The organism is Streptomyces sp. 142MFCol3.1, assembly GCF_000424945.1.
Taxonomy (GTDB): domain Bacteria; phylum Actinomycetota; class Actinomycetes; order Streptomycetales; family Streptomycetaceae; genus Streptomyces; species Streptomyces siamensis.
Genome location: NZ_AUKV01000003.1, coordinates 83292 through 106022 on the forward strand (window position 1 = coordinate 83292; position 22731 = coordinate 106022).

General features: G+C 71.1%; 20 protein-coding genes, 1 pseudogene and 1 riboswitch. Of the genes and pseudogenes, 10 read left to right on the plus strand and 11 right to left on the minus strand.

Annotation, left to right across the window (positions count from 1 at the left end):
* Window positions 1–388 precede the first annotated feature (388 nt).
* Window positions 389–1099, plus strand: coding sequence for a dienelactone hydrolase family protein (locus H305_RS0105005; RefSeq protein WP_028799451.1), 711 nt, complete (start codon window positions 389–391; stop codon window positions 1097–1099).
* A gap of 366 nt (window positions 1100–1465) precedes the next feature.
* Here the strand turns inward: H305_RS0105005 and H305_RS0105010 are convergent, their stop codons facing one another.
* The 6 genes from H305_RS0105010 to H305_RS0105035 all read right to left on the minus strand — a co-directional run bounded on the left by H305_RS0105010 (window position 1466) and on the right by H305_RS0105035 (window position 6492).
* Window positions 1466–1855, minus strand: a complete 390-nt coding sequence (locus H305_RS0105010) for a hypothetical protein (protein WP_028799452.1) — start codon at window positions 1853–1855, stop codon at window positions 1466–1468.
* Between the two features lie 140 nt (window positions 1856–1995).
* Window positions 1996–2934 carry an aldo/keto reductase gene (locus H305_RS0105015; protein ID WP_107439960.1) on the minus strand — a complete coding sequence of 313 codons (939 nt, stop codon included), beginning with the start codon at window positions 2932–2934 and terminating at the stop codon, window positions 1996–1998.
* Between the two features lie 408 nt (window positions 2935–3342).
* Complete coding sequence (locus H305_RS0105020; RefSeq protein WP_028799454.1) at window positions 3343–4080, minus strand: hypothetical protein; 738 nt, start codon at window positions 4078–4080, stop codon at window positions 3343–3345.
* Between the two features lie 159 nt (window positions 4081–4239).
* The gene (locus tag H305_RS0105025) at window positions 4240–4770 is read right to left on the minus strand and encodes a GNAT family N-acetyltransferase (RefSeq protein WP_028799455.1); all 531 of its coding nucleotides are present in this window, start codon (window positions 4768–4770) and stop codon (window positions 4240–4242) included.
* An 86-nt stretch (window positions 4771–4856) separates the two neighbouring features.
* Window positions 4857–5285, minus strand: coding sequence for a pantetheine-phosphate adenylyltransferase (gene coaD / locus H305_RS44500; protein ID WP_051370373.1), 429 nt, complete (start codon window positions 5283–5285; stop codon window positions 4857–4859).
* 115 nt (window positions 5286–5400) lie between these two features.
* A complete protein-coding gene (locus H305_RS0105035; RefSeq protein WP_037762481.1) occupies window positions 5401–6492 on the minus strand; it encodes a LacI family DNA-binding transcriptional regulator in 1092 nt (363 codons plus the stop codon).
* Window positions 6493–6685: 193 nt separating this feature from the next.
* Here H305_RS0105035 and H305_RS0105040 point away from each other — a divergent pair, with 193 nt between their 5' ends.
* The 5 genes and pseudogenes from H305_RS0105040 to H305_RS54435 all read left to right on the plus strand — a co-directional run.
* Window positions 6686–7609, plus strand: coding sequence for a carbohydrate ABC transporter permease (locus tag H305_RS0105040; RefSeq protein WP_028799457.1), 924 nt, complete (start codon window positions 6686–6688; stop codon window positions 7607–7609).
* A gap of 4 nt (window positions 7610–7613) precedes the next feature.
* Window positions 7614–8561 (plus strand): carbohydrate ABC transporter permease, encoded by a 948-nt coding sequence (locus H305_RS0105045; RefSeq protein WP_028799458.1) that lies wholly within the window; start codon window positions 7614–7616, stop codon window positions 8559–8561.
* Window positions 8562–8684: 123 nt separating this feature from the next.
* Window positions 8685–10028 (plus strand): ABC transporter substrate-binding protein, encoded by a 1344-nt coding sequence (locus H305_RS0105050; RefSeq protein WP_028799459.1) that lies wholly within the window; start codon window positions 8685–8687, stop codon window positions 10026–10028.
* Between the two features lie 102 nt (window positions 10029–10130).
* Complete coding sequence (locus H305_RS0105055; RefSeq protein WP_028799460.1) at window positions 10131–12212, plus strand: beta-galactosidase; 2082 nt, start codon at window positions 10131–10133, stop codon at window positions 12210–12212.
* Between the two features lie 124 nt (window positions 12213–12336).
* Window positions 12337–12677: pseudogene (locus H305_RS54435) on the plus strand (ricin-type beta-trefoil lectin domain protein); the annotation flags it as partial.
* A gap of 153 nt (window positions 12678–12830) precedes the next feature.
* On the opposite strand, the gene H305_RS44505 reads toward H305_RS54435, so the two are convergent.
* Window positions 12831–13664, minus strand: a complete 834-nt coding sequence (locus tag H305_RS44505; protein WP_051370374.1) for an alpha/beta fold hydrolase — start codon at window positions 13662–13664, stop codon at window positions 12831–12833.
* Entirely contained in the window at window positions 13661–14515 is an 855-nt protein-coding gene (locus H305_RS0105065) for an alpha/beta fold hydrolase (protein ID WP_028799461.1), read from the minus strand. The genes H305_RS44505 and H305_RS0105065 overlap by 4 nt, the downstream gene beginning before the upstream one ends.
* A gap of 165 nt (window positions 14516–14680) precedes the next feature.
* Window positions 14681–14775: riboswitch (TPP riboswitch) on the plus strand.
* Between H305_RS0105065 and H305_RS0105070 the strand changes: the two genes are divergently transcribed.
* The 3 genes from H305_RS0105070 to gndA all read left to right on the plus strand — a co-directional run bounded on the left by H305_RS0105070 (window position 14766) and on the right by gndA (window position 18604).
* Window positions 14766–16181: a purine-cytosine permease family protein gene (locus tag H305_RS0105070; protein ID WP_037762484.1), complete on the plus strand. Its 1416-nt coding sequence runs from the start codon at window positions 14766–14768 to the stop codon at window positions 16179–16181. (Overlaps the previous riboswitch by 10 nt.)
* 48 nt (window positions 16182–16229) lie before the next feature.
* Entirely contained in the window at window positions 16230–17060 is an 831-nt protein-coding gene (gene thiD / locus H305_RS44510; RefSeq protein ID WP_051370375.1) for a bifunctional hydroxymethylpyrimidine kinase/phosphomethylpyrimidine kinase, read from the plus strand.
* A 101-nt stretch (window positions 17061–17161) separates the two neighbouring features.
* Window positions 17162–18604 carry an NADP-dependent phosphogluconate dehydrogenase gene (gene gndA / locus H305_RS0105080; protein ID WP_028799463.1) on the plus strand — a complete coding sequence of 481 codons (1443 nt, stop codon included), beginning with the start codon at window positions 17162–17164 and terminating at the stop codon, window positions 18602–18604.
* A gap of 102 nt (window positions 18605–18706) precedes the next feature.
* Here gndA and H305_RS0105085 read toward each other — a convergent pair whose 3' ends face one another.
* The 3 genes from H305_RS0105085 to H305_RS53925 all read right to left on the minus strand — a co-directional run bounded on the left by H305_RS0105085 (window position 18707) and on the right by H305_RS53925 (window position 20975).
* Entirely contained in the window at window positions 18707–19906 is a 1200-nt protein-coding gene (locus H305_RS0105085; RefSeq protein ID WP_028799464.1) for an RNA polymerase sigma factor, read from the minus strand.
* Between the two features lie 260 nt (window positions 19907–20166).
* Window positions 20167–20523: a YciI family protein gene (locus H305_RS0105090; RefSeq protein ID WP_028799465.1), complete on the minus strand. Its 357-nt coding sequence runs from the start codon at window positions 20521–20523 to the stop codon at window positions 20167–20169.
* A gap of 284 nt (window positions 20524–20807) precedes the next feature.
* The gene (locus H305_RS53925; protein WP_179332286.1) at window positions 20808–20975 is read right to left on the minus strand and encodes a hypothetical protein; all 168 of its coding nucleotides are present in this window, start codon (window positions 20973–20975) and stop codon (window positions 20808–20810) included.
* 197 nt (window positions 20976–21172) lie between these two features.
* On the opposite strand from H305_RS53925, the gene H305_RS44515 reads away from it, so the two are divergent.
* Window positions 21173–22702 carry an SDR family oxidoreductase gene (locus tag H305_RS44515; protein WP_037762487.1) on the plus strand — a complete coding sequence of 510 codons (1530 nt, stop codon included), beginning with the start codon at window positions 21173–21175 and terminating at the stop codon, window positions 22700–22702.
* Window positions 22703–22731 lie beyond the last annotated feature (29 nt).

The window sequence follows — 22731 nt, forward strand, 5'->3', positions numbered from 1 at the left end:
CTCACCCGCCCGGAGCCCTTGCTCTTCGCGGCCGCGCCGGCCGTGTCCGCCGCCGTCCGCGGCCTGTCCTTCGCGCTGGGCGCGATCACCACCCGGCTGCTGCGTCTCGACGCGCCTGTCGGCGCCTCCGTCACCCTGGCCCGCGGGATGACCAACAGCAGTGCCGACGCGGTGCCGGTCGCGACGACACCGCCGGACCGATCGCACGTCCCGCTCCCGATCCTCGCGTGCGGCTGCTCCAGACGGTGGCGGCGGGCCGGGTGGTGCGAGGCGGTCGACGGCGTCGGGTGCGCACATGGCATGGTGGAGATCGATCGTGAAGATCGTCCAGGGCCCGCATCCCCCATCGGGACCCCGTTCCGACTCTGCCCCACAGGAGTGGACCGCCATGTCCGAGCTGCCGAAGTCGACGGGCGCCCCGGCCCGTCAGAACGTGACGTTCCCGAGCGCCGGAGGCACCGCGCACGGCTATCTCGCGCTGCCGCCGTCGGGATCGGGCCCGGGAGTGATCGTCATCCAGGAGTGGTGGGGCCTGACCGATCACATCGCGAACGTCGCGGACCGGCTCGCGGCCGAGGGCTTCGTGGCCCTCGCCCCGGACCTGTACGGCGGCAGCGTCGCCCACGACAGCGGCGAGGCCCTGCGGATGATGCGGGAACTGCCCGTCGCGCGCGGCGTCGAGCTGCTCTCCGGCGCCGTCGACCATCTGCTGGCACTGCCCGAGGTCACCTCGGAGTCGGTGGGCTCGATCGGCTTCTGCATGGGCGGCGGCTTCGTCATCGAGCAGGCCGCGGCCGACCCCCGCGTCGGCGCGGCAGTGCCCTTCTACGGAGTGGTCCAGGGCGAGCTGCCCGACTTCTCCCATCTGAAGGCCCAGATCCTGGGGCACTACGGCGAACAGGACACGAGCATCACGAAGCAGAGCCGCGAGCGGCTGGTCGAGGCGATCGAGCGGCAGTCGGGCATCACTGCTGACATCCGCCTCCACCCCGCCGGCCACGCCTTCTTCAACGACGGACGCCCGGAAACGTACGACCCCGCCTCCGCCGCGTCCGCGTGGCAGAGCACACTGGCCTTCCTGCGGGAGCAGCTGGACTGAGCGCGGCACCACCGCACCCGCTCGGCCAGGGACGGCACTTGGGCGTCAACCCCGCGTTGTCGAGCGCTATCCGCGTCGCGGGAACTTCCGGGTAGGCGTTCACCCTGAGGGCAGTGGTCACGACGCCCCTCCGCATCCCCGCGCGGGTGCCGTCGGAGCTCCATCGCACAGTCCGCGGCTTTCGACAGGTCGTAGTCCCGACTCCTGGGATTCCGCGCATTGCTCATCCGACGGGACAACCCGCACATCCGTCGCACCCGGGAGCGGGATGCCGGCGGAGGGTGTGGGGAGGGCGGCGGCCGAAGCCACCGCGAAACGGTCGGGCGGCGGGCCGCCGGCCCTGGTTGTCGAGGTGCCAGCGGGCGGTCAGGCATCAGGGTCGACTTCGGGGTGTGTGAATCGCACGGGCTTGCCCAGCGACCGGGCGTAGGCGATTTCGGATCGGGTGCTGTCTCCGATGTAGTCGCCGACTACGAGCACCTCGTCAGCGAGCCGGATCTTCGCCCGATGCAGATCGTCGAGTCGAACCTTCAGCGCCTCGGCCTCGCCGGGATCGGACCAAAGTGCGTGCGGCGACTTCATGTCACAGCCCGGTTTGACGACGATCTTTCCGGCTTCGGTCTCCCGCAGATCGGCCTCGTTCATCTCGGTCATGAAGCGGGTGGAGCCGCAGATCACGACGATACGCGGGAGGCTCAACAGCTTCTTCGCATCGGCGAGCTTCTCCTCGGGGGTGAGCCGTTGCGGGTATGACACCGGTTCCTCCTGAAGGTGTGGTCCAAGGGGTGCCTGTGGAGACGAGAACGCGTCCAAATCGTTTTGTGACCCGCTGAGCGCGTACGCGGGCTGACGAACGAGGGGCTCCCGCCACGACCGGCAGGGGCCCTCTGTCCCACTCAGCGCCTCTGCGTCACCGGCCCCCCGGCGCGGACCGCGTCGAGGCGGGCCGTCTCCTCGTCGGTGAGGCGAAGCGCGCCGGCCGCCACGTTCTGCGCGAGGTGGTCCGGGTTGCCGGTGCCGGGGATGGCGAGCACGTGCGGACCCTGCCGGAGCGTCCACGCCAGGCGGACCTGGGCAGGCGTCGCGCCGTGTGCCTGCGCGACGGCGGTCACCTCTGGCGCGTCGGCCTCCCCCGGGCCCATCGCACCGCCCTGGCCGGCGATGGCGAAGAACGGCACGAACGCGATGCCCAGTTCGCCGCAGGCGCGCAGGACGGTGTCGGCCTGCGGATCCGGGGTGCCGAGCCCGAACTGGTTCTGCACGGACACCACCGGCGCGATCGCCCGAGCTTCCTCCAGGTGCCTGACCTCGACGTCGGAGACGCCCAGGTTCCGCACGAGTCCAGCCTCGCGCAGCTCGGCCAGCGCCCCGAAGTGCTCGGCGATCGAGTCCTGCCGCATGCGTCGCAGATACACGAGGTCGAGGTGGTCGCGGCCGAGCTGCCGCAGGTTCTCCTCGACATGGGCGCGCAGCTGGTCGGGCCTGGCCGAGGTACCCCAGTCCCCCGCGTAGTCGCGGTACGGTCCGACCTTGGTGGCGATCACCAGGTCGTCGGCGTACGGCGCCAGCGCGCTGTTGATCAACTCGTTCGCGGACCGCAGCGACGAGAAGTAGAAGGCGGCCGTGTCGATGTGATTGACGCCCAGCTCGACAGCCCGTCGGAGCACGGCGATCGACCGCCCTCGGTCGCTCGGCGTCCCGTGGTGGAACGCGGCGCTGCCTGTCAGCCGCATGGCCCCGAAACCGACCCGGTTGACGCTGAGTTCGCCCAGCCTCCACGTTCCCGCGGCGTCCGCGGTGATCATCTCTGAGGTCATCGGGGCAGTTTGGCACATGCCGTCATGCGCGGCGGGGCCAACGAACATCCGGCCCGCACGGCCGGCCCGCGTGCGGTCCCGCCGCGGAGCCGACCGGCTCACGTCCCTGGCCCAGCCTTCCAGCTCATGTGGCCCATGGTCGTGCGAGGGGCCCCGAGCCCGCCAGGCCCCTTGCGCCCGTTCCCGGCGAGCCCCCACGCACGACGGCCCCCTGCTATGGCAGGAGGCCGTCTGTGGGTGAAGCCGGCATCCCACGAGAGGATCCGTCTCCGCGCAGCATGCTAGTGCGTACCGCGCCAGGCGCCCGCCCGAGCATTTCTCAACACGCCGGGCACAGCGCCCGCCCGGCGTCCAGGGGGTGTCGTTCGGAGCAGCCCGGGGCCGCGACGCCTGATACGGCCTGATCCGAGCTGATCCGGACGACACTCACCAGAGCTCCCGGTCCCCCTGCCAGGTGACTGAGGTCATGGCGGCCGGCCCGCCGTTGGCCAGGCCCTTGTACGTCACCTTCCTGGCGGGGCCGAGCTCGCGCGCGACCTGTCGCGCCAGGTCCTTCCCCTGGCGGAACAGCCGATCGAAGTCGGCGTCGTACTTGCCGTCCACCAGGTCCCGGACGTACAGGTTCATCGTGGTGTCGATGCCGGCGGCCCACGTGCACAGGGCCGTGACAAGCCCGTCGGACAGGTGCAGGGCGGCAGCCGGGTCGTCGGGGGCGAAGTCCCCGAACCCGTCGGCGCGCAGCGGGCCGAAACCGAACTCGCCTTTCACGGTGACGTCCACCGGATGCGGTGGCGTGCCATGGCTGTCGCGCCCCCAGTGCAGCCGGCCGCAGCCCCAGCACACCCACTTCGACCGCTCGTCCCGGTAGCGAACGGCCCATGACGGCCCGGGATGCCGGGCCGGCCGCCGGGTGACCGCCAGGCCCAGCCCGACGTGCTTGCGCAGGGCCGGGCGGGAGACGAAACCCTCCGGCGGGCGAGCCGGCGACCACGAGCGCAGCGGATCGGCCAGGTCGTCCGGCAGGCCGAGCCCGGGCGCGTCCAGCGCGATGCCGCGGGAGAACGTCCTTACGTCCTCGGGCGCTTCGCCCTCGTACGGCTCGTACAAGGGGGACGGCTCGCCCCTGGCGTGCACCAGCACGTGGCGCGGTTCTTTCAGCGGCATACGAACTCCCTTCATCCTGAGCGGACTTCGGTCAGTCGGCCCGCCAGGACGAAGCCGGGCGCCCTGACGGCCCGGCGGAAGGGCGTTGCCGACCGCCGCGCTCGGCCGGCGTACTCGTCCGTCGTCGCCGCGCCCGTCCGGCCGTTCACGCGCACGCGGTCAGGCGGTCCACTCGTCGACGAGCAGTCCGAGCACCATCACGTCCTTGAACCCGCCGTACACCCAGGCCGAGCGACGCAGCGTGCCCTCGATCGTGAAGCCGCTCTTCCGCGCGGCCGCGATCATCGGCGCGTTGTCCGCCAGGGTCTCCACCTGCAGGCGCTGCATTCCGCGGACCGCGAAGCCGTACTCGCACAGTACCCGGACGATGTCCGAGCCCATCCCCCGCCCGCGGAAGGCGGGCAGGACGGAAATGCCCAGGTGCGCAGTCCTGTTGTGGCTGTCGATGGACCACAGCATGGCCGCGCCGACCAGTTCCTGCGAGTCGAGGGCGACCACGGAGAAGGGGGCCACCTTCTCCGAAGGTTCGGACACCGCGAAGGGGGAGGCCGCCGAGTCCTGCGCGATCGGCTGCCAGGGCCGGGTGTCGCTCTGCGAGCGGACGGCCACGTCCTCGTGGAGCCCCGTGTGCAGCACGGGCACGTCCGCTTCGTGCCGGGCCCTGAGCCCGATCTTTTCGCCGTTCATCATCCGGTATGACTACCTCACGGCACCGGGGCGATCAATCGGATGGGAACCCTCGTCGCCGCCCACCTCCTGGAGGAGGCTCACGCGAGTCATCCTTCGGGGACACGGTCCTGTCGGCTCATCGCGGTGACGAGGGTGGAGGAGATGTGGGCCAGGGCGGGGTCTGCGGCGATGAAGAACGTTTCGACTCCGGACAGTTCGTGGTTCATACGGGCCATCGGCATTTCGTAGTCCAGGTCGGGGACGCCGCGGACTCCGCGGATGACGACGTCGATTCCGGCTCGACCGCAGTAGTCGACCAGCAGGCCGCCGGTGTGGGAGTCGACCGTGACGTTGCTCAGGCCGGTTGCTGCCGCGCGGAGCCGGTCCAGCCGTTCCGTGATGGAGAAGCGGCCGGTCTTGTTCGAATTGAACATCACGCACACCACGACCTCGTCGAACAGGCGGGCAGCGCGCCGGAGTACGTCCTGGTGACCTTGAGTGACCGGGTCGAAGGATCCCGGGAAGAGGGCTCGCATGATCGGAAACAGTAACAAGCGGCCGCCCTCGGTACCGGGGTGCCAGGGCAGCCGAACCACCCGGATCAAGCGTGACAGGGAGAGCGTCCAGCGGGACGGGACAACCGCAACGTCACTATCGGTCCTCCGGCTCAGCAGCCGGCCGCGCCGTGCTGTCGCGCACCACCAGTTGCGTGGGCACCAGCGTGGTGCCGTGCTCCACCCCCTCCTGCCGCATTCTCCGCAGAACGCCCTCGACGCACAGCCGCCCGATCTCGGCGAAGTCCTGGTGCACCGTGGTGAGGGGAGGCAGGAAGGAGCCCGCCTCGGGGATGTCGTCGAAACCGATGACGCTGACGTCCTCGGGAATCCTCCGGCCCCGCTCGTGCAGGGCCCGGAGCAGGCCCAGTGCCATCTGGTCGTTGGCGGCGAACACGGCCGTGCAGTCCTGCCGGTCGGCCAGCTGCAGCCCGGCACGGTAGCCGGACTCCGCCGACCAGTCGCCGCGCACCACGGGGGGCACGGTCCGGCCCGCCCCGACGAGTTCGGCGCGCCAGGCGTCGGCTCGGCGATGGGCCGCGAACGACTCCTCGGGACCGGCCAGGTGCCAGACCGTGCGGTGGCCGAGGTCCAACAGGTGCCGGACCGCGGAGCGCGCTCCTCCGACCTGGTCGGTGTCGACCACGGTGTACCGGTCACCGGCGTCGGAGTCGGCCACGACGACCTGGACGTGCGGCGGCAGGGAGATCGTCGCGGCGTCGAGGAGATGGACCTCCATGATGACGATGACCGCGTCGACGGCGAGTTCGCCGAGTCGGGAGAAGGCGCCGCGGACCTCGTCCTGGGTCGGGACCGCGACGGGGAGCAGGGTGACGGCGTACCCCTCCTGCGCTGCGGACGTGGCGATCGCCTCCAGGGTGCGCATGTTGCCCGTGGTGGAGAGGTTGAAGGTGATGACACCGATGGTGCGGAACTCGCCGCGCTTGAGGGCGCGGGCCGCACTGTTGGGCCGGTAGCCCAGCTCCTTCATCGCGGCGAGCACCTGCCGTCGCGTCTCCTCGTTGACGCCCGCGTAGCCGTTGGACACGCGCGACACCGTCTGGGACGAGACGCCTGCCAGACGGGCGACGTCCGCCATGGACGCGGTCTGCGCGCGGCGCCGGCTCCGCCGCCCGGTGAGTGTTCGTGCCCGGTCCTCGCTCGTCGAGGCACCGTCCGCTGTGTCCACCCGTCTCCCCTACTGCCCGAGTCTCAGATTCATCAGGTGACTCTTGACCACCGAGATGGGGGCAGTGTAGACATGCCGCCATCAGATGTTTACGTAAACATAACAGCCCGCAGCGCACTCGCGGCATCGATGTTTGCGTAAACATCGTAACGGCGCCCGGCGCCGGTTCCGAGATGGACGAGCGAGGAACGACATGACGACGCTTCAGCCACCGGCCGCGACACGGCCGCCGATCCGGCAACCGGCGAGACGGGACCGCCGCTCCTGGACGGGGTGGGGATTCATCGGCCCCTTCGCGGTGGTCTTCGCCTTTGTCTTCCTGGCACCCATCGCGTATTCGATCTACCTCAGTCTGTTCCGCGACCAGCTCATCGGCGGCACCACCTTCGTGGGCCTGGACAACTACCAACAGGCCCTTCAGGACGACCAGTTCTGGTCCTCACTCGCCCGCGTTTCGCTGTTCCTGCTGGTCCAGGTGCCGATCATGCTGGGCATCGCGCTGCTCGTCGCCCTGGCCCTGGACAGCGGACGGCTCTACGGCCGGGACTTCTTCCGGATCTCGATCTTCCTGCCCTACGCGGTGCCCGCCGTGGTCGCGACGCTCATGTGGGGCTTCATGTACGGCACCCGGTTCGGCCTGGTGAGCGACATCAACGACGCCCTCGGCGTCTCGCTGCCCAACCCGCTGGGGCCCGACCTCATCCTGGCGTCCATCGGCAACATCGTGACCTGGGAGTTCGTCGGCTACAACATGCTGATCTTCTACTCGGCACTCCGTGTCATCCCGCACTCCCTCTACGAGGCCGCGCAGATCGACGGGGCCGGACAGATACGCGTGATCACCGCCATCAAGCTCCCGGCCATCCGAGGCGCCCTGGTGATCGCGACGATCTTCTCGATCATCGGCACCTTCCAGCTCTTCAACGAGCCGAGCATCCTCCAGAAGCTGGCGCCCAACGCCATCACCACCGACTACACCCCGAACTACTACACCTACTCGCTGTCCTTCTCGGGCCAGCAGCACAACTACTCCGCCACGGTCGCCATCGTCATGGGCCTGATCACCATGGTCATCGCCTACATCGTCCAGCTGCGCGGCATGCGCAAGGGAGCGTGAAGCGATGAGCACCCCCGTCAGCACCGTCTCCCAGCCCGCACCTCAGCCGGCCGGTACCGCCGCCCCGGTGCCCCGGCTGCGCGCCTCACGTCGGCGGCGCAGCCCCGGCCGCCCCCGGCGCAGCATGCTGCTCACCGCACTGACCGGACTGGTCCTGCTCTACTCCCTGGTGCCGCTGGCCTGGCTCGTCATCAGCGCCACCAAGACCCAGGAGGGGCTGGCCAGTTCGTTCGGACTGTGGTTCAACGGCGACTTCGCCCTGTGGGACAACGTCAAGGAGACGTTCACCTACAACGACGGCGTCTTCTCCCGCTGGCTGCTGAACACCGTCCTGTACGTGGTGGCCGGCGCGGGCGGTGCCACCCTGCTGGCCGTCCTCGGAGGTTACGCCCTCGCCAAGTTCACCTTCCCCGGCAAGCGCGCCGTCTTCGCCATCGTCATCGGCGCCGTCGCGGTACCGGGCACCGCCCTGGCCGTACCCACCTTCCTGATGTTCAGCAAGATGGGACTGACCGACACTCCCTGGGCCGTGATCATTCCGTCCCTCATCTCTCCGTTCGGTCTGTATCTCATGTGGGTCTTCGCGACCGAGGCCGTCCCCGGCGAGCTGCTGGAGGCCGCCCGCATCGACGGCGCGGGTGAGGTGCGCACCTTCTTCCAGGTCGTTCTGCCCCTGCTCGCACCCGGCATCGTGACCGTCTCGCTGTTCACGATGGTCGCCACCTGGAACAACTACTTCCTGCCGCTGATCATGCTCAAGGACCCCGACTGGTACCCGCTGACCCTGGGCCTGAACAGCTGGAACGCCCAGGCCGCCACCGCCGGCGGACAGCCCGTGTTCCATCTGGTGATCACCGGCTCGCTCATCACCATCCTGCCGCTGATCGCCGCCTTCCTCCTGCTCCAGAAGTACTGGCAGTCCGGGCTCGCCGCCGGAAGCGTCAAGGAGTAGCCCCGCGCCCCGGATTCCCGCCTCCGCGCCACGGCGCACCCGCTCCCCCGCCCTCCGACTCCCCCACAGTTCCTCAACCCTCATCAGGCACGGTTTCGGCCACGACGAAGTGGAAGCACCTCCATGCACATGAACCCTCGCCGCCTGCTGCGCGGCCTCGCCCTGGTCTCCGCCCTCGCCCTGGGCGCGACCGCCTGCGGCGGCTCCGACGACAGCGACGCCGCGCAGAAGGCGGTGTCCGCGAAGGACATAGACGCGGCCCTCAAGAAGGGCGGCAACCTTACGGTCTGGGCCTGGGAGCCCACGCTGAAGCAGGTCGTCGCCGACTTCGAGAAGGAACACCCCGCCGTCCACGTCAAGCTCGTCAACGCGGGCACCGGCAACGACCAGTACAAGGCGCTGCAGAACGCCATCTCCGCGAAGAAGGGCGTCCCCGACGTCGCGCAGATCGAGTACTACGCGCTGGGCCAGTACGCGCTGACCAAGGGGCTCGACGACCTGAACCCGTACGGGGCGGACAAGCTCGCGGACAAGTACTCGCCCGGCCCGCTGAACGCCGTGAAGGCCGGGACCGAGAACATCTACGCCCTGCCGATGGATTCCGGGCCGATGGCGCTGTTCTACAACAAGAAGGTCTTCGACAAGTACAAGATCAAGGTGCCGACCACCTGGGACGAGTACCTGACGGCCGCTCGCGACCTGCACAAGGCCGACCCCAAGGCGTACATCGCCAACGACACCGGCGACGCGGGCGAGACCACGAGCCTGCTGTGGCAGGCCGGTTCGCGGCCCTACAAGGTCGACGGCACCACAGTGAAGATCGACTTCTCGGACGCGGGCGCGAAGAAGTACACCGAGGTCTGGCAGAAGCTCATCGACGAGAAGCTGCTCGCGCCGATCACCGGATGGAGCGACGACTGGTACAAGGGACTGGGTGACGGCACCATCGCCACCCTGGCCACCGGCGCCTGGATGCCCGCCAACTTCGCCACCGGTGTGAAGGCCGCGTCCGGCGACTGGCGCGCGGCGCCGCTGCCCGCCTGGACCGCCGGCGACAAGGCCAGCGCGGAGAACGGCGGAAGCTCGCTCGCGCTGCCCGCGCTGGGCAAGAACAAGGAACTCGCCTACGCCTTCGTCGAGTACGCGAACGCCGGCAAGGGGGTGCAGACCCGCCTCGCCGCCGGCGCCTTCCCCGCGACCACCGCGGACCTCCGGTCCAGCTCGTTCCAGAACACCGAATTCCCGTACTTCGGCGGGCAGAAGGCCAACAAGGTATTCGCCGACTCGGCCGCGAACGTCGCCGCGGACTGGTCGTACCTGCCCTACCAGGTCTACGCCAATTCCATCTTCAACGACACCGTCGGCAAGGCCTACGTCTCCGGCACCAAGCTGACCGCCGGTCTGCAGAGCTGGCAGGACGCCTCCGTCAAGTACGGAAACGAGCAGGGCTTCACCGTTCAGAAGTAGCCGGCCCGGAAGCGACCGACCGGAAGCGTCCCCGTGGGCGCGACCGGTCGGGCGCGCCCACGCACCCCGTGCCGCACCGTACGGAACACCGGAAGGACCACCATGATCTCCACCCTCCTGTCCCAGCACCCCCATGGGCCGGACGGTGACCCCACCCCACGTCTCGCGTACGGCGCCGACTACAACCCCGAGCAGTGGCCGCGCGAGGTGTGGCAGGACGACATCCGGCTGATGCAGGAGGCCGGTGTCAACATCGTCTCCGTGGGGATCTTCTCGTGGGCACGCATCCAGCCGACGGAGGACGAGTGGGACTTCGCCTGGCTGGACGACGTGATGGACCTGCTGCACGCGGGCGGCATAGGAGTCGACCTGGCCACCGCCACGGCGTCCCCGCCGCCCTGGCTCACCGCGGCGCACCCGGAGATCCTCCCGGTGACCGCGTCCGGTGAGACGGTGTGGCCGGGCGCGCGGCAGCACTGGCGGCCCACCTCGCCCGTCTTCCGCGCCCACGCGCTGCGCCTGGTGCGGAAGATGGCCGAGCGGTACGCGCACCACCCCGCGCTGGTGGCCTGGCACGTCTCCAACGAGCTGGGCTGCCACAACGTCTACGACTTCTCGGACGACGCCGCCCGCGCCTTCCGCGAGTGGCTGCGCGTCCGCTACACCACCCTCGACGGGCTCAACCACGCCTGGGGCACGGCGTTCTGGTCGCAGCGGTACAGCGACTGGGAGCAGATCCTGCCGCCCCGGCTGGCCGCCTCCCACCCCAACCCCACGCAGCAGCTGGACTTCAAGCGGTTCTCGTCCGACGCGCTGAAGGACTACCTGCGCGCGGAGCGGGACGTACTGCGGGAGATCACCCCGGACATCCCCGTGACCACGAACTTCATGGTCATGGGCGGCACCAAGGGCATGAACTACGCCGACTGGGCCGACGAGATCGACTTCGTCTCCAACGACCACTACGTGGTGCCCGATCCGCAGGACCGGGACGAACTGTCCTTCTCCGCCAACCTCGTCAGCGGCATCTCCGGCGGACGCCCGTGGTTCCTGATGGAACACTCCACGAGCGCCGTCAACTGGCAGCCCGTCAACGTGGCCAAGCGCCCCGGCGAGCTCGCCCGCGACTCGCTCCTGCACGTCGCGCACGGCGCCGACGCGGTCTGCTTCTTCCAGTGGCGCCAGTCGGCCGCGGGCGCCGAGAAGTACCACTCGGCGATGGTGCCGCACGCCGGGCCCGACAGCGCCGTGTTCCGTGCGGTCTCCGGGCTCGGCCGGACCCTGCGGGAGCTCGCCCCGGTCGCCGGGACCACGCGGGAGCCGGCCCGGGTCGGGATCGTCTTCGACTGGGAGTCGTGGTGGGCGAGCGAGCAGGACTCGCACCCCACCTCCCTGCTCGACTACCGGCGGGAGGCCCTCGACTGGTACTCCGCCCTGCTCGCGCTCGGCGTCCGGGCGGACGTCGTCCCCCCGCGCGCCGACCTCGACACGTACCAGGTCCTGATCGCCCCGGTACTGCACGTGGTCCCCGCGGCGCTCGCCAAGCAGCTCACCCGGTACACCGAGAACGGCGGCCACCTGGTCACCACGTACTTCTCCGGAGTGGTGGACGAGAACGACCATGTATGGCTCGGCGGCTATCCGGGCGCCCTTCGCGAACTGCTGGGCATCCGCGTCGAGGAGTTCGGGCCGCTGCTCGACGGCGACACGGCCGACGTCCGGCTGGACGACGACGGCGTGCCGGACGGGGCCGCGGGGCGCGTCGCGACGGGCACCCTGTGGACCGACCGGATCTCGGTGGTCGACCCCGAGGTGGAGGTACTGGCGCGGTACCTCACCGGTCCCTCCGCCGACCTTCCCGCCGTCACCCGCCGGACAGTGGGCCGGGGTTCGGCCTCGTACGTCTCCACCAGGCTCGGCCCGGACGGCCTCGGCGGCCTGCTGCCCGCGCTGCTCGCCCACGCCGGGGTCGGCAGTGAACTGCCCGACGGCGCACGGGGAAAGGTCGAGCTCGTCGTGCGCCGCGACGCCGGCAACCGCTACCTCTTCCTCGTCAACCGCACCGACGAGCCGGTGCCGGTGGCCGGAATCACCGGAGAACCGCTGACCGGCCGCGCCGAGGAGGACGGAGCGCTCGTCCTGTCCCCCAGGGGCGTCGCCGTGCTGCGGCAGCCGGCGACCTGACGACGAGGTCCGTCGCGCGGTCGCCCTCCCCTGACACCCCCGGACGGTCAGGCCCCCGTCCGGGGGGCCTTCCGCCGCACCCCGCGCGGGACACGGCGGTGCACCGAAACGTCGACCGGCGAGCAACGAGCCCGCCACCGGTTACCGGAGCACCCGGCTGGGCGCGGACGGCAAGCCGGTCGGGGGCTGTCCGGAAGGCGCCACATCGGGCCGGAGCTCCAGCAGAAGGTGATCCGGGCGCCGGCCCCGGCCCTGAAGGCCGCGAGGACGGGCACGAAGGTCTCGGCGACGGACGAGACCAACCCGGGCCTGTTCACGCAGAACCGGAACACCTACCCGCGGGACGTCCGCTCGCTGGTCGGCCGGATGAATGTGCACACATACGGCACGGGCGGGCGCACCGGTGTCCGCGACCTGGCCGAGGCGTCGGACAAGCCGCTGTGGATGAGCGAGGGCGAGGGCGACACAACTCCGGCGCCAACCAGCAATGGAGAATCACGAGGTGACAGACCGTCACTCTTCGTGGACCGCACCGTCTCCGTCCTCCTTCGCCCGTGCGTGTGCCTGCCCCTCTCGGGGGGCACATCGACCTCCGCGGGATGCCGGGACCGCGGGTCGTCAGGGCATGGCGGAGGTGCCGGGGTGCTCGATGCCCGCGACGAAGGCGGCGATGTCGGCGACCACCCGCTCGGGCTGTTCCCAGTGGACGGCATGGCCCGTCCCCTCGTAGGTGAGCAGGCGTGATCCGTGGATGGCGTCGAGGATCGTCTGCTGGTCCTCACGGGGCAGGATCCCGTCCTGCTCGCCCCAGATCACGAGGGTGGGCACCAGGATGCCCGCGAGGGTGGCTCGGAGATCGGCCTGCAGCAGACCGTCCAGGGTCTCCTTCCAGACGTGCGCGGGAACTTTGAGGTTCTCCTCGACCATGGTCTCGACGAGGCCACGGGCGACCGGGCGGTCCCCCACGGCGGGGGCCATGAAGGCCTCGACGACATCACGCGGCACCGGATCCGACAGCCCCCGCACGCTCTCCCGCATCGCGTCGACCGCCGGTTTGTCCGCGAGCGTCGCCGGCACACCGAGCAGCACCAGCCCGGAGATCCGGTCGGGGTGGCTGCCCGCGACGATCCGGGCCGGCACACCACCCCCGGCGGCGCCGACGAGGACGGCGCGCGGGATGTCCGTGGCGTCGAGGAAGGCCACGAGGTCGGCGGCGAAGTCCTCGGGCGCGTACCCGGTGGCAGGGCGGTCGGCGTCGCCGTGGCCGCGCTGGGTGGGCGCGTATCCGTACAGCGACGCCGGCAGACGCCGCAGCAGGGGCTCGAAGGACCACCAGGAGTCGGCCAGCCCGTGGACGAAGACGACCGGTGTGCCCCCGGGGTACCCGGCCTCGGCGTACGGGAGGGTCGGTCCGTCGCGCAGTTGCGCGGACTTCAGGGAGATCACGGTCACGGCGTGCTGCCTCCTTCCGCCCGTCCGCCCGGGGCCGGCAGCCGGGAGATGAAGCGGGTGAGCGCGTCGACGTACTGCTCCGGGTGGGTGACGTGGGGGATGTGCCCCGCCCCTTCGAGGACCTGGTACCGCGCCTGTGGCACGGCCGCCGCCAGCCGGTCGAGGACCTTCGCCGTCCAGGCCGGGCTCTCGGAACCCCGGCTCAGCAGCAGCGGTACGGAGCAGCGGGCGAGGCCGTCGAGATCCAGGGTCGCCCAACCGGGATCGCACTGTTCGTCCAGCCAGGTGGGCGCGTTGTGCACGAACGTCTCGCGCGCTTCGGCGGGCAGCCGGTCCCACATGCCCGGGCCGAGGGCGACCTCCTCCACGAACAGCCAGGCGGCCTGCTCGTACTCGCCGTTGCGGAGATGGTCGAGGGCCGCGTCGACCGAGGCCTGGGTCGGGCGCAGTTGCGCCATGGCGTCCTGGTCGTCGGCGACGATCGCGAAGAGCGGAGGTTCGTGGGCCGTGACGCTCCGGAACAGCCCGGGGCTGCGTGTGGCCAGGCCCAGCGTGATCGAGGCTCCGAAGGAGTTGCCCGCCACATGCGCGGGCTCCCCTGCCACCTGCTCGATCACGGCCGCGAGGTCGTCCTCGTCCTCCCGCCGAGTGCCCTGACCCTGTGCCGCCTCGCTGCGGCCGTGGCCCCGCCGGTCGTAGGTGATCACCCGGAACGACGCGCGGGCGTCGGCGTCGATGGCCGGCCGCCACGACATGTGGTCGTTCCAGGAGCCGTGGACCAGGACGAGCGGGTCGCCCTCCCCGACGACCTGGTAGTGGATGCCCAGGTCGCCCGAGTGAAGAAGCGGCATGCCGTGACTCCTCAGCGCGTCCGGGGATGAAAGGGCTGCGGGCCGGCCCGCCGTACGGTTGCCCCCAGTGTCCGCCGGGACGTGTGCGGCGTCGCCCCCACGTCGGACATACGGGCTAACACCTGGACTCACCCGCCGGTCGCGGCGTCCGTTAGGGTGTGCGTCGTACCGGACACGGGGTGCCCCGATCGAGGGCTGAGATCACACCCGTCGAACCTGAACCAGTTCGTACTGGCGGAGGGATGTCTTCATGCCATCGGCGCATGTTTCCGGCGGGTTGCCCGCCGACGGCCGGCCGGCCGTCTTCGACGGCAGGATGCCGGCCGCTCCCGGTGACCTGAGGGTCGAGGGACACGGAATCGAGCCGGTCCCGGAGGGGAACCGGTACGGCGGGCCCGGACGGCTGTTCACGGTGTGGTTCGCACCCAATCTGACCATGACGGGTGTGTTCACCGGGACCATCGGCGTCGCGCTCGGCCTGGACTTCGGCACCGCGCTCGCCGCGGTCGTCCTGGGCACCGTGCTCGGTGCCCTGCCCACCGCGTATCTGAGCACCTGGGGCGGCCTCACCGGAACCGGCCAACTCCCTCTGTCGCGGCTGGCCTTCGGCCGTGCCGTGGCGCTGCCCGGCATCCTGCAGTGGGTGTCGTCGGTGGCCTGGGACGCGCTGATCGGGCTGTTCGGCGGGGACGCGCTGGCCCGTCTGTGCGGCTGGCCGTTCTGGGTCGGAGTGCTGGTCATGATGGCCGCGCAGGGCGCCCTGGGCGTCCTGGGGTACGAGGCGATCCACCGCCTCCAGGTCGTCATGACCTTCGTGCTCGCCGTCTCGTTCGCGGTCATCGCCTGGCGGATGCTGGACGGTGTCCACCCCGCCTCGACGGGTGCGGCGGTGGGCGCCGACCGTGCGGGCGCGTTCGTGCTGACCAGCACCATCGCGCTGAGTCTCGCCCTGTCCTGGGCGCCGTACGCGACGGACTTCAGCCGGTATCTGCCGCGGGGCACCTCCCGTCCGCGCATGTTCTGGTGCACGCTGCTGGGTCTCGTGGTGTCGTTCGTGGTTGTGCAGGCCCTCGGACTGTGGGGGGCGTCCGTGCTCACGGACCAGACGGCCGCGGGCGTCGACGAGTTGCTGGGCGGCGGGGCCGCCGGCGCGTTCGGGCTGCTGGCGGTGGCGCTGGCTGCGGTGTGCAGCAACGCGATGAACGACTACAGCGGTTCGCTGGCCCTGCAGACCGTGGGGGTGCGTGTCCCCCGCCCGGTGGCCGCCGCACTCGCCGCCGTGCTCGGCTTCCCGCTGGTGCTGTGGATGCACGCGGCCGACACCACCGCACGGTTCCAGAACGTGCTGCTGTTCGTCGGCTACTGGATCCCCGGGTTCGTCGCGATCGTCGTCGTGGACTGGGTCGCACGGGCCCGCGCCCGCGGTGGTGCCGCGTTCGACGTCACCGCCGAGGTGTCGCTGCCGCAGCCGGCCTGGCCCGCGCTGCTGGCGTTCGTCGCCGCGTTCGCCGCGGCCGTCCCGTTCATGGACACCGGCCTGTACGTGGGTCCGGTCGCCGAAGCGCTGCACGGCGCCGATCTCTCCTACTACGTGGCGTTCCTCGTCGCGCTCGCCGTCTACGCCCCGCTGCGGTCACGCGGCCGCACCGCCGTTCCCGTCCGCTGACGGCCCTGCACACCGTCCGCACGCAGCACCGCCGAGAGGAGCACTCCCATGTCCCGGCCACCCCTGGTCCTGACGATCGCCGGTTCCGACTCCGGCGGTGGCGCCGGAGTCCAGGCCGACCTGAAGACGATGCTGGCGCTGGGCGCGCACGGCATGAGCGTGCTCACCGCGGTCACGGCGCAGAACTCGGTGGGTGTGCAGGGTGCTTGGGAACTGCCCGTGGAGGCCGTGCGCGCCCAGTACCGCAGCGTCGTCGACGACATCGGCGTACAGGCCGTGAAGACGGGGATGCTGGCGTCGCCCGGACTGGTCACGGCGGTGGCCGAACTGCTGGCGGACGTGGCCGCTCCCGTCGTCGTCGATCCGGTGAGCGTCTCCAAGCACGGGGACCGGCTGCTGGCCGACGACGCGCTGGACGCGGTGCGTGGCCGGCTGCTGCCGGTGGCGACGGTGGTGACGCCCAATCTCGACGAGGTCGCCGAGCTCACCGGCGTGACCGTGGACGACGAGGCGGGCATGCGCCGGGCGGCCGGACGCCTGCTGGACTTCGGCCCCCGCTGGGCCCTGGTGAAGGGCGGTCATCTTCCGGGAGAGGCCGTCGATCTGCTCACCGACGGGAGGGAGGAGCACTGGCTGCGCGCGCCGCGGCACGACAACCGGCACACCCACGGCACGGGGTGCACCCTCGCCTCGGCGATCGCGGTGGGGCTGGCAGAGGGCCGTTCGGTGCCCGACGCCGTGCGGCAGGCCAAGGAGTACGTCACGTCGGCCATCGCGGCGGGCTTCGCGCTCGGTGCCGGCATCGGCCCCGTCGACCACGGATGGCGGCTGCGGGAGCGGCCCGCGGAACTCACCGCGCGGACAACGCCGTCACGCTGAACGCCGCGGCCCCCGCCGTCCGTACTTGACCAGGAGAGCGACAGTCGACTGCTCGCCCGTCGGGTACGCGGGGACGCAGATCCGGATACAAGGAGCACACCATGAAGGCGACCGCGCAGATCGGTGTCACAGGGCTCGCGGTGATGGGCCGCAATCTGGCCCGGAACTTCGCCCGGCACGGGTACACCGTCGCCGTCCACAACCGCACACCCGCCCGGACCAAGGCACTGACCGAGGAGTTCGGGCACGAGGGCGCCTTCGTGGCGGCCGCGACGGCGGAGGACTTCGTGGCCGCGCTGGAGCGCCCGCGCCGCCTCATGATCATGGTGCAGGCGGGCGCGGCGACCGACGCCGTCATCGAGGAGTTCGCCCCGCTGCTCGAATCGGGCGACATGATCATCGACGGTGGCAACGCCCACTTCGCCGACACCCGCCGCCGCGAGCAGTCACTGCGCGAGCGTGGCATCCACTTCGTGGGGGCGGGCGTCTCGGGCGGCGAGGAGGGCGCGTTGAACGGCCCGAGCATCATGCCCGGCGGGTCACCGGAGTCGTACGCCTCACTCGGCCCGATGTTCGAGTCGATCAGCGCCAAGGTCGACGGCGAGCCGTGTGCCACCCACATCGGCACGGACGGCGCCGGGCACTTCGTGAAGATGGTCCACAACGGCATCGAGTACGCCGACATGCAGCTGATCGGCGAGGCCTACGACCTGCTCCGGCGCGTCGGAGGCTACACACCCGCGCAGATCGCGGAGATCTTCCGCCGCTGGAACAAGGGCCGCCTCGACTCGTATCTGATCGAGATCACCGCCGAGGTGCTGGCCCACACCGATCCCTCGAGCGGCGCTCCGTTCGTGGACGTCGTGGTGGACGCCGCCGGGCAGAAGGGCACCGGCCGCTGGACCGTACAGACCGCGCTCGATCTGGGATCCCCGGTCACGGCGATCTCTCAGGCCACGTTCGCCCGTGCCGCCTCCAGCCAGTCCGGGCTGCGCGCCGCGTACCGGGACCTGCCCGGCGGCACCCACTGGGAGCTGTCCGCCACCGAGGCGGAACGCTTCACCAGCCAGGTCGAGCACGCCCTGTACGCGTCCAAGCTCATCGCCTACGACCAGGGCTGGAAGATGATCCTGGACGCCGCCGACGAATACGGCTGGGACATCGACCTCGGCGAGGTGGCGAAGATCTGGCGCGGCGGCTGCATCATCCGGGCCGCCTTCCTGGACCGGGTCCGCGCCGCCTACGCCGTCGACCCCGCTCTGGTCAGCCTGCTCTCGGACGCGGGCTTCGCCGCCGAGATCAAGGATGCGCAGGTCCCCTGGCGTGAGGTGATCGCGACGGCCGCACGCCGGGGTGTGCCGGTGCCGGCGTTCTCGGCCGCCCTGTCGTACTACGACACGCTGCGCGCCGATCGCCTCCCCGCCGCCCTCACCCAGGGCCAGCGGGACTACTTCGGCGCCCACACCTACCGGCGCACCGACCGCGACGGCAGCTTCCACACGCTGTGGGGCGAGGCGGGCCGGGCGGAGACCGAGGTGCTGTGACCGACCCCGAAGTACGGTGCCCCGCACCGGAGTTCACCGGCGCGGACCGTCGTTTCGGCTCAGCCGAGCACGGCCGTGATCGCCGGTGGACGGCGAGCCCGGCTACGCGTCCGGCAGGGCCCGGCGGCGGCGTTCGAGGTGTGCTCGCTCGGCGTCGTTCGGGGTGAGCGCGAGGGCCGCCTCGTAGGCCCGCGCGGCTTCCGCCGTGCGGCCCAGCCGGCGCAGCAGCTCGGCCCGTACGGCGTGGTGGGCGTGGTAGCCGTCCAGGTCGAGTGCGTCGACGATCGTGAGGGCCGCCGCCGGGCCGTCGGTCTCCGCCACCGCGACGGCGCGATTGAGGGCGACCACCGGACCGGGCGCGACGACCGTCAGCTGGTCGTAGAGGCGGAGGATCTGGCCCCAGTCCGTGGCGTCGGCGGTGGGAGCGTCGCTGTGCACGGCGTTGACCGCGGCCTGGATCTGGTACGGGCCCGGCCGGTTCAGGCGCAGACAGCGCCGCACCAGGGCCTGGCCCTCGGCGATCAGGCCCCGGTCCCACAGGGAGCGGTCCTGGTCGGCGAGAAGGACCAGGTCGCCGTCCGCTGCCGCGCGGGCGGGCCGGCGCGACTCGATGAGCAGGACCAGTGCGAGCAGGCCGAGCGCCTCGGGCTCGTCCGGCATGAGCTCGACGAGCAGTCGCGCCAGGCGGACGGCCTCCGCGCAGAGATCCTCCCGGCCGCCGTAGCCCTCGTTGTAGATCAGGTAGACGACGGCGAGCACTCCCTTGACTCGCTCCGGGAGGTCGGCGTCGCGCGGGACCCGGTACGGGATGCCCGCGTCGCGGATCTTCGCCTTCGCCCGGACCAGCCGCTGCGCCATGGTGGGCTCGGGGACCAGGAAGGCGCGCGCGATCTGCGGGGTGGTCAGACCGCCCAGGAGTCTCAGGGTGAGCGCCACCTGGGCCTGGGTGGCGAGCGCGGGATGACAGCAGGTGAAGATCAGGCGGAGCCGGTCGTCGCGCACGCGTCCCTCCTCGGCGGGTGCCTCCGGTGCGTACAGCCGGGCGGCCTCGGCGTGCCGCGCGTCCCGGGTGGATTCCCGGCGCAGCCGGTCGACGGCTCGGTTGCGGGCGGTGGTGATGATCCACCCGGCGGGGCTCGCCGGAGTGCCGGTCTCCGGCCACTTGCGCAGGGCCGTGGTGAACGCGTCCTGCACCGCTTCCTCGGCGAGGTCGATGTCGCCGAGGAAGCGGATGAGGACGGCGACCGCGCGACCGTACTCGGCGCGGAACACGGCTTCGATCTCCGCCGCGGTGGCGGTCACGCGCGCCGCCCCGCCGTGGTGACGGTCATACGTCCTCCTCCGCCGTGGTCACCGGATCCCCTCCTGCGCCGCGATGACGGTGATCTCCGCCGCCTCGGTGGCCGTCACAGGGCCTCTCCCCCGTCTTGACGGTCATACGATCCCCCTGCCCCATGGTGACGGCCGACCGCATCCCTCCCGTGCCCCTCCCGTGGCGCTGGGGTCGTCGGTCCCGCCGAGCCGTCGTGGCGATCGCTCCGCCCCGCCCGGCCGCGGCCGGATCATCGGCCCTCGGCCTCGTGCGTGAACGGCCGTACCTCGATGGGCAGCGTGGTCGCCAGCGTCGCCTTGCGGCCCCAGGCGAGCGCCTCGTCCAGGTCGGGTGCCTTGATCAGGCAGATCCCGCCCAGGTACTCCTTGCTCTCCGTGTAGGGGCCGTCGGTGACCAGGACGTCGCCGTCCCGGGCGCGCAGCACGGTGGCCGTCTCCGGCCCGTGCAGGCCGCCGGCGAACACCCACGCACCGGCCTCGCGCAGCTCCGCGTGGAAGACGTCCAGGTTGTGCATGATCTCTTCCAGGGCCTCGGGCGCGGGCGGCTCGCCCACCGGCTGCATGACGCTCAAGAGGTAGTACTTCATGGTGTGGCCTCCTCGGTGGTCTCTCCCTGACTACACGAACGGGAGACCGCCGGATCGACACACGCCACGAGAGGAGCGGGAGAAATCTTCGACGGCCATCCCACCCCGTCCGCTCGTCACCTCCGCCGGGCGGCCGGCGGCCAGGGCGCCGGCGCCCCGGGCGGAGCGCCTCGACAGGAAGGCGTGCCGACGGACAGCCGCACGCCTCGACATCGGCAGCGTCGCTGGAACCGGTCGGCGACGGAGGGGGCCGCTGAGCCCGCACCGTGCCCGCACGGGCGAGGTCAGTCCTCGTCCCCGGCGGGGACGACCACGAGGAACGCGTCCGTCTTCAGATCCATGACCACGGTCGCGGGGACGCCCTCGGTGCGGCGCCGGGCCGCGTACTCCTCCGCGGTCCAGGATCCGCGCGGGGCTCCGGCAGGAAATCGCTCCAGCACCTTCGTACCCATACCGGCAGACACCTCCACCTGTGGCCTCGGACTCGGGCCGACGAGTCCCGTGACCTCCGCTTGCCCGCGTTTTCCGCGGACATGTCCCATCGATCGTGCGAAGATCCGCCGTTCGCATCCGCCGGTGCCGCTCGCGTGGAAGAGATCGGTGGAGAGTGCGGAAGGGGGGCGGCGAGCCGGACTGACGGAGGGACCCCATGAGCGACGACGACGCCCGCACCGGGCTGAACTGCCTGGTGACGGGCGCCACCGGCTACATCGGCGGACGACTGGTGCCCGAGCTGCTGGCCGAGGGGCACCATGTGCGCTGCCTGGCCCGCTCTCCCGACAAGCTGCGCGACCACCCCTGGGCGAGCGACGTGGACGTCATGCGCGGCGACGTCACGAACGCCAGCTCCGTCGCCGAGGCGATGCGCGGCATCGACGTCGCGTACTACCTCGTGCACGCCATCGGTTCGAGCGGGGACTTCGAGGACACCGACCGCAAGGCGGCCCTGATCTTCGCGGAGCAGGCGCGTGCGGCCGGAGTGCGCCGCCTGGTCTACCTCGGCGGCCTCACGCCGCCGGGGGTGCCGGAGGAGGAGCTCTCCCCGCACCTCAGGTCCCGGGCCGAGGTCGGCCGCATCCTGCTGGAATCGGGGGTGCCGACCACGGTGCTGCGGGCGGCGGTGATCATCGGCTCCGGTTCGGCCTCCTTCGAGATGCTGCGCTACCTGACGGAACGGCTGCCCATCATGGTCACGCCGAGCTGGGTGCACACCCGCATCCAGCCCATGGCCGTACGGGACGTGCTGCGCACCCTCGTCGGCAGCGCCCGGATGCCCTCGGACGTCAACCGTGCCTTCGACATCGGCGGCCCGGACGTCCTGACGTACCGGGACATGATGCGGCGGTACGCGGCCGTTGCCGGGCTCCCCCGCAGGATCATCCTTGCCGTGCCGGTACTCACTCCCGGACTCTCCAGTCACTGGGTGGGACTGGTCACCCCGGTGCCCGCGTCCATCGCGCGTCCGCTCACCGAGTCGCTGCGGCACGAGGTCGTGTGCCACGAGCACGACATCACCCGTTACGTGCCCGATCCGCCGGGCCGGCCGATCGGCTTCGACGAGGCGGTGGCACTGGCCCTGCAACGCGTGCAGGACGCCCAGGTCACCACCCGGTGGTCGTCGGCCTCCTACCCCGGTGCGCCCAGCGACCCGCTGCCCACCGACCCCGACTGGGCCGGCGGCAGCCTCTTCACCGACGAACGCGAACTGATCGTGGACGCACCGCCCGAAGCGCTGTGGAAGGTCATCGAGGGGATCGGCGGCGACAACGGCTGGTACTCCTTCCCGCTCGCCTGGGCGGTGCGCGGCTGGATGGACCGGCTGGTGGGCGGTGTGGGCCTGCGGCGCGGGCGGCGGGACGCCACGCGACTGCGGGTCGGCGACTCACTGGACTTCTGGCGCGTCGAGGAGATCGTGCCGGGCCGTCTGCTGCGGCTGCGCGCCGAGATGAGGCTGCCCGGCCTGGCCTGGCTGGAGATGTACTCGGAGGTGACCGACGACGGGCGCACCCGGTACCGGCAGCGTGCTCTGTTCCACCCGCACGGACTGCTCGGCCAGTTGTACTGGTGGAGCGTGTCGCCGTTCCACGCCGTCGTGTTCAACGGCATGGCCCGCAACATCGCCAGGACGGCGGCCAAGGAGTCTTGCTCGCGCAGGGGGCACAGCGCGACGTCACGTTGACGGCCGCATCCGAGGACGTAGCCCGGACC

Excerpts from the sequence above, each read along its gene's own strand:
- H305_RS0105005 (WP_028799451.1), top strand. The coding sequence starts at position 389 with ATGTCCGAGCTGCCGAAGTCGACGGGCGCCCCGGCCCGTCAGAACGTG.
- H305_RS0105015 (WP_107439960.1), bottom strand. The coding sequence starts at position 2,934 with ATGTGCCAAACTGCCCCGATGACCTCAGAGATGATCACCGCGGACGCC.
- H305_RS0105020 (WP_028799454.1), bottom strand. The coding sequence starts at position 4,080 with ATGCCGCTGAAAGAACCGCGCCACGTGCTGGTGCACGCCAGGGGCGAG.
- H305_RS0105025 (WP_028799455.1), bottom strand. The coding sequence starts at position 4,770 with ATGATGAACGGCGAAAAGATCGGGCTCAGGGCCCGGCACGAAGCGGAC.
- coaD (WP_051370373.1), bottom strand. The coding sequence starts at position 5,285 with ATGCGAGCCCTCTTCCCGGGATCCTTCGACCCGGTCACTCAAGGTCAC.
- H305_RS0105040 (WP_028799457.1), top strand. The coding sequence starts at position 6,686 with ATGACGACGCTTCAGCCACCGGCCGCGACACGGCCGCCGATCCGGCAA.
- H305_RS0105045 (WP_028799458.1), top strand. The coding sequence starts at position 7,614 with ATGAGCACCCCCGTCAGCACCGTCTCCCAGCCCGCACCTCAGCCGGCC.
- H305_RS0105050 (WP_028799459.1), top strand. The coding sequence starts at position 8,685 with ATGCACATGAACCCTCGCCGCCTGCTGCGCGGCCTCGCCCTGGTCTCC.
- H305_RS0105055 (WP_028799460.1), top strand. The coding sequence starts at position 10,131 with ATGATCTCCACCCTCCTGTCCCAGCACCCCCATGGGCCGGACGGTGAC.
- H305_RS0105065 (WP_028799461.1), bottom strand. The coding sequence starts at position 14,515 with ATGCCGCTTCTTCACTCGGGCGACCTGGGCATCCACTACCAGGTCGTC.
- H305_RS0105070 (WP_037762484.1), top strand. The coding sequence starts at position 14,766 with ATGCCATCGGCGCATGTTTCCGGCGGGTTGCCCGCCGACGGCCGGCCG.
- thiD (WP_051370375.1), top strand. The coding sequence starts at position 16,230 with ATGTCCCGGCCACCCCTGGTCCTGACGATCGCCGGTTCCGACTCCGGC.
- gndA (WP_028799463.1), top strand. The coding sequence starts at position 17,162 with ATGAAGGCGACCGCGCAGATCGGTGTCACAGGGCTCGCGGTGATGGGC.
- H305_RS0105090 (WP_028799465.1), bottom strand. The coding sequence starts at position 20,523 with ATGAAGTACTACCTCTTGAGCGTCATGCAGCCGGTGGGCGAGCCGCCC.
- H305_RS53925 (WP_179332286.1), bottom strand. The coding sequence starts at position 20,975 with ATGGGTACGAAGGTGCTGGAGCGATTTCCTGCCGGAGCCCCGCGCGGA.
- H305_RS44515 (WP_037762487.1), top strand. The coding sequence starts at position 21,173 with ATGAGCGACGACGACGCCCGCACCGGGCTGAACTGCCTGGTGACGGGC.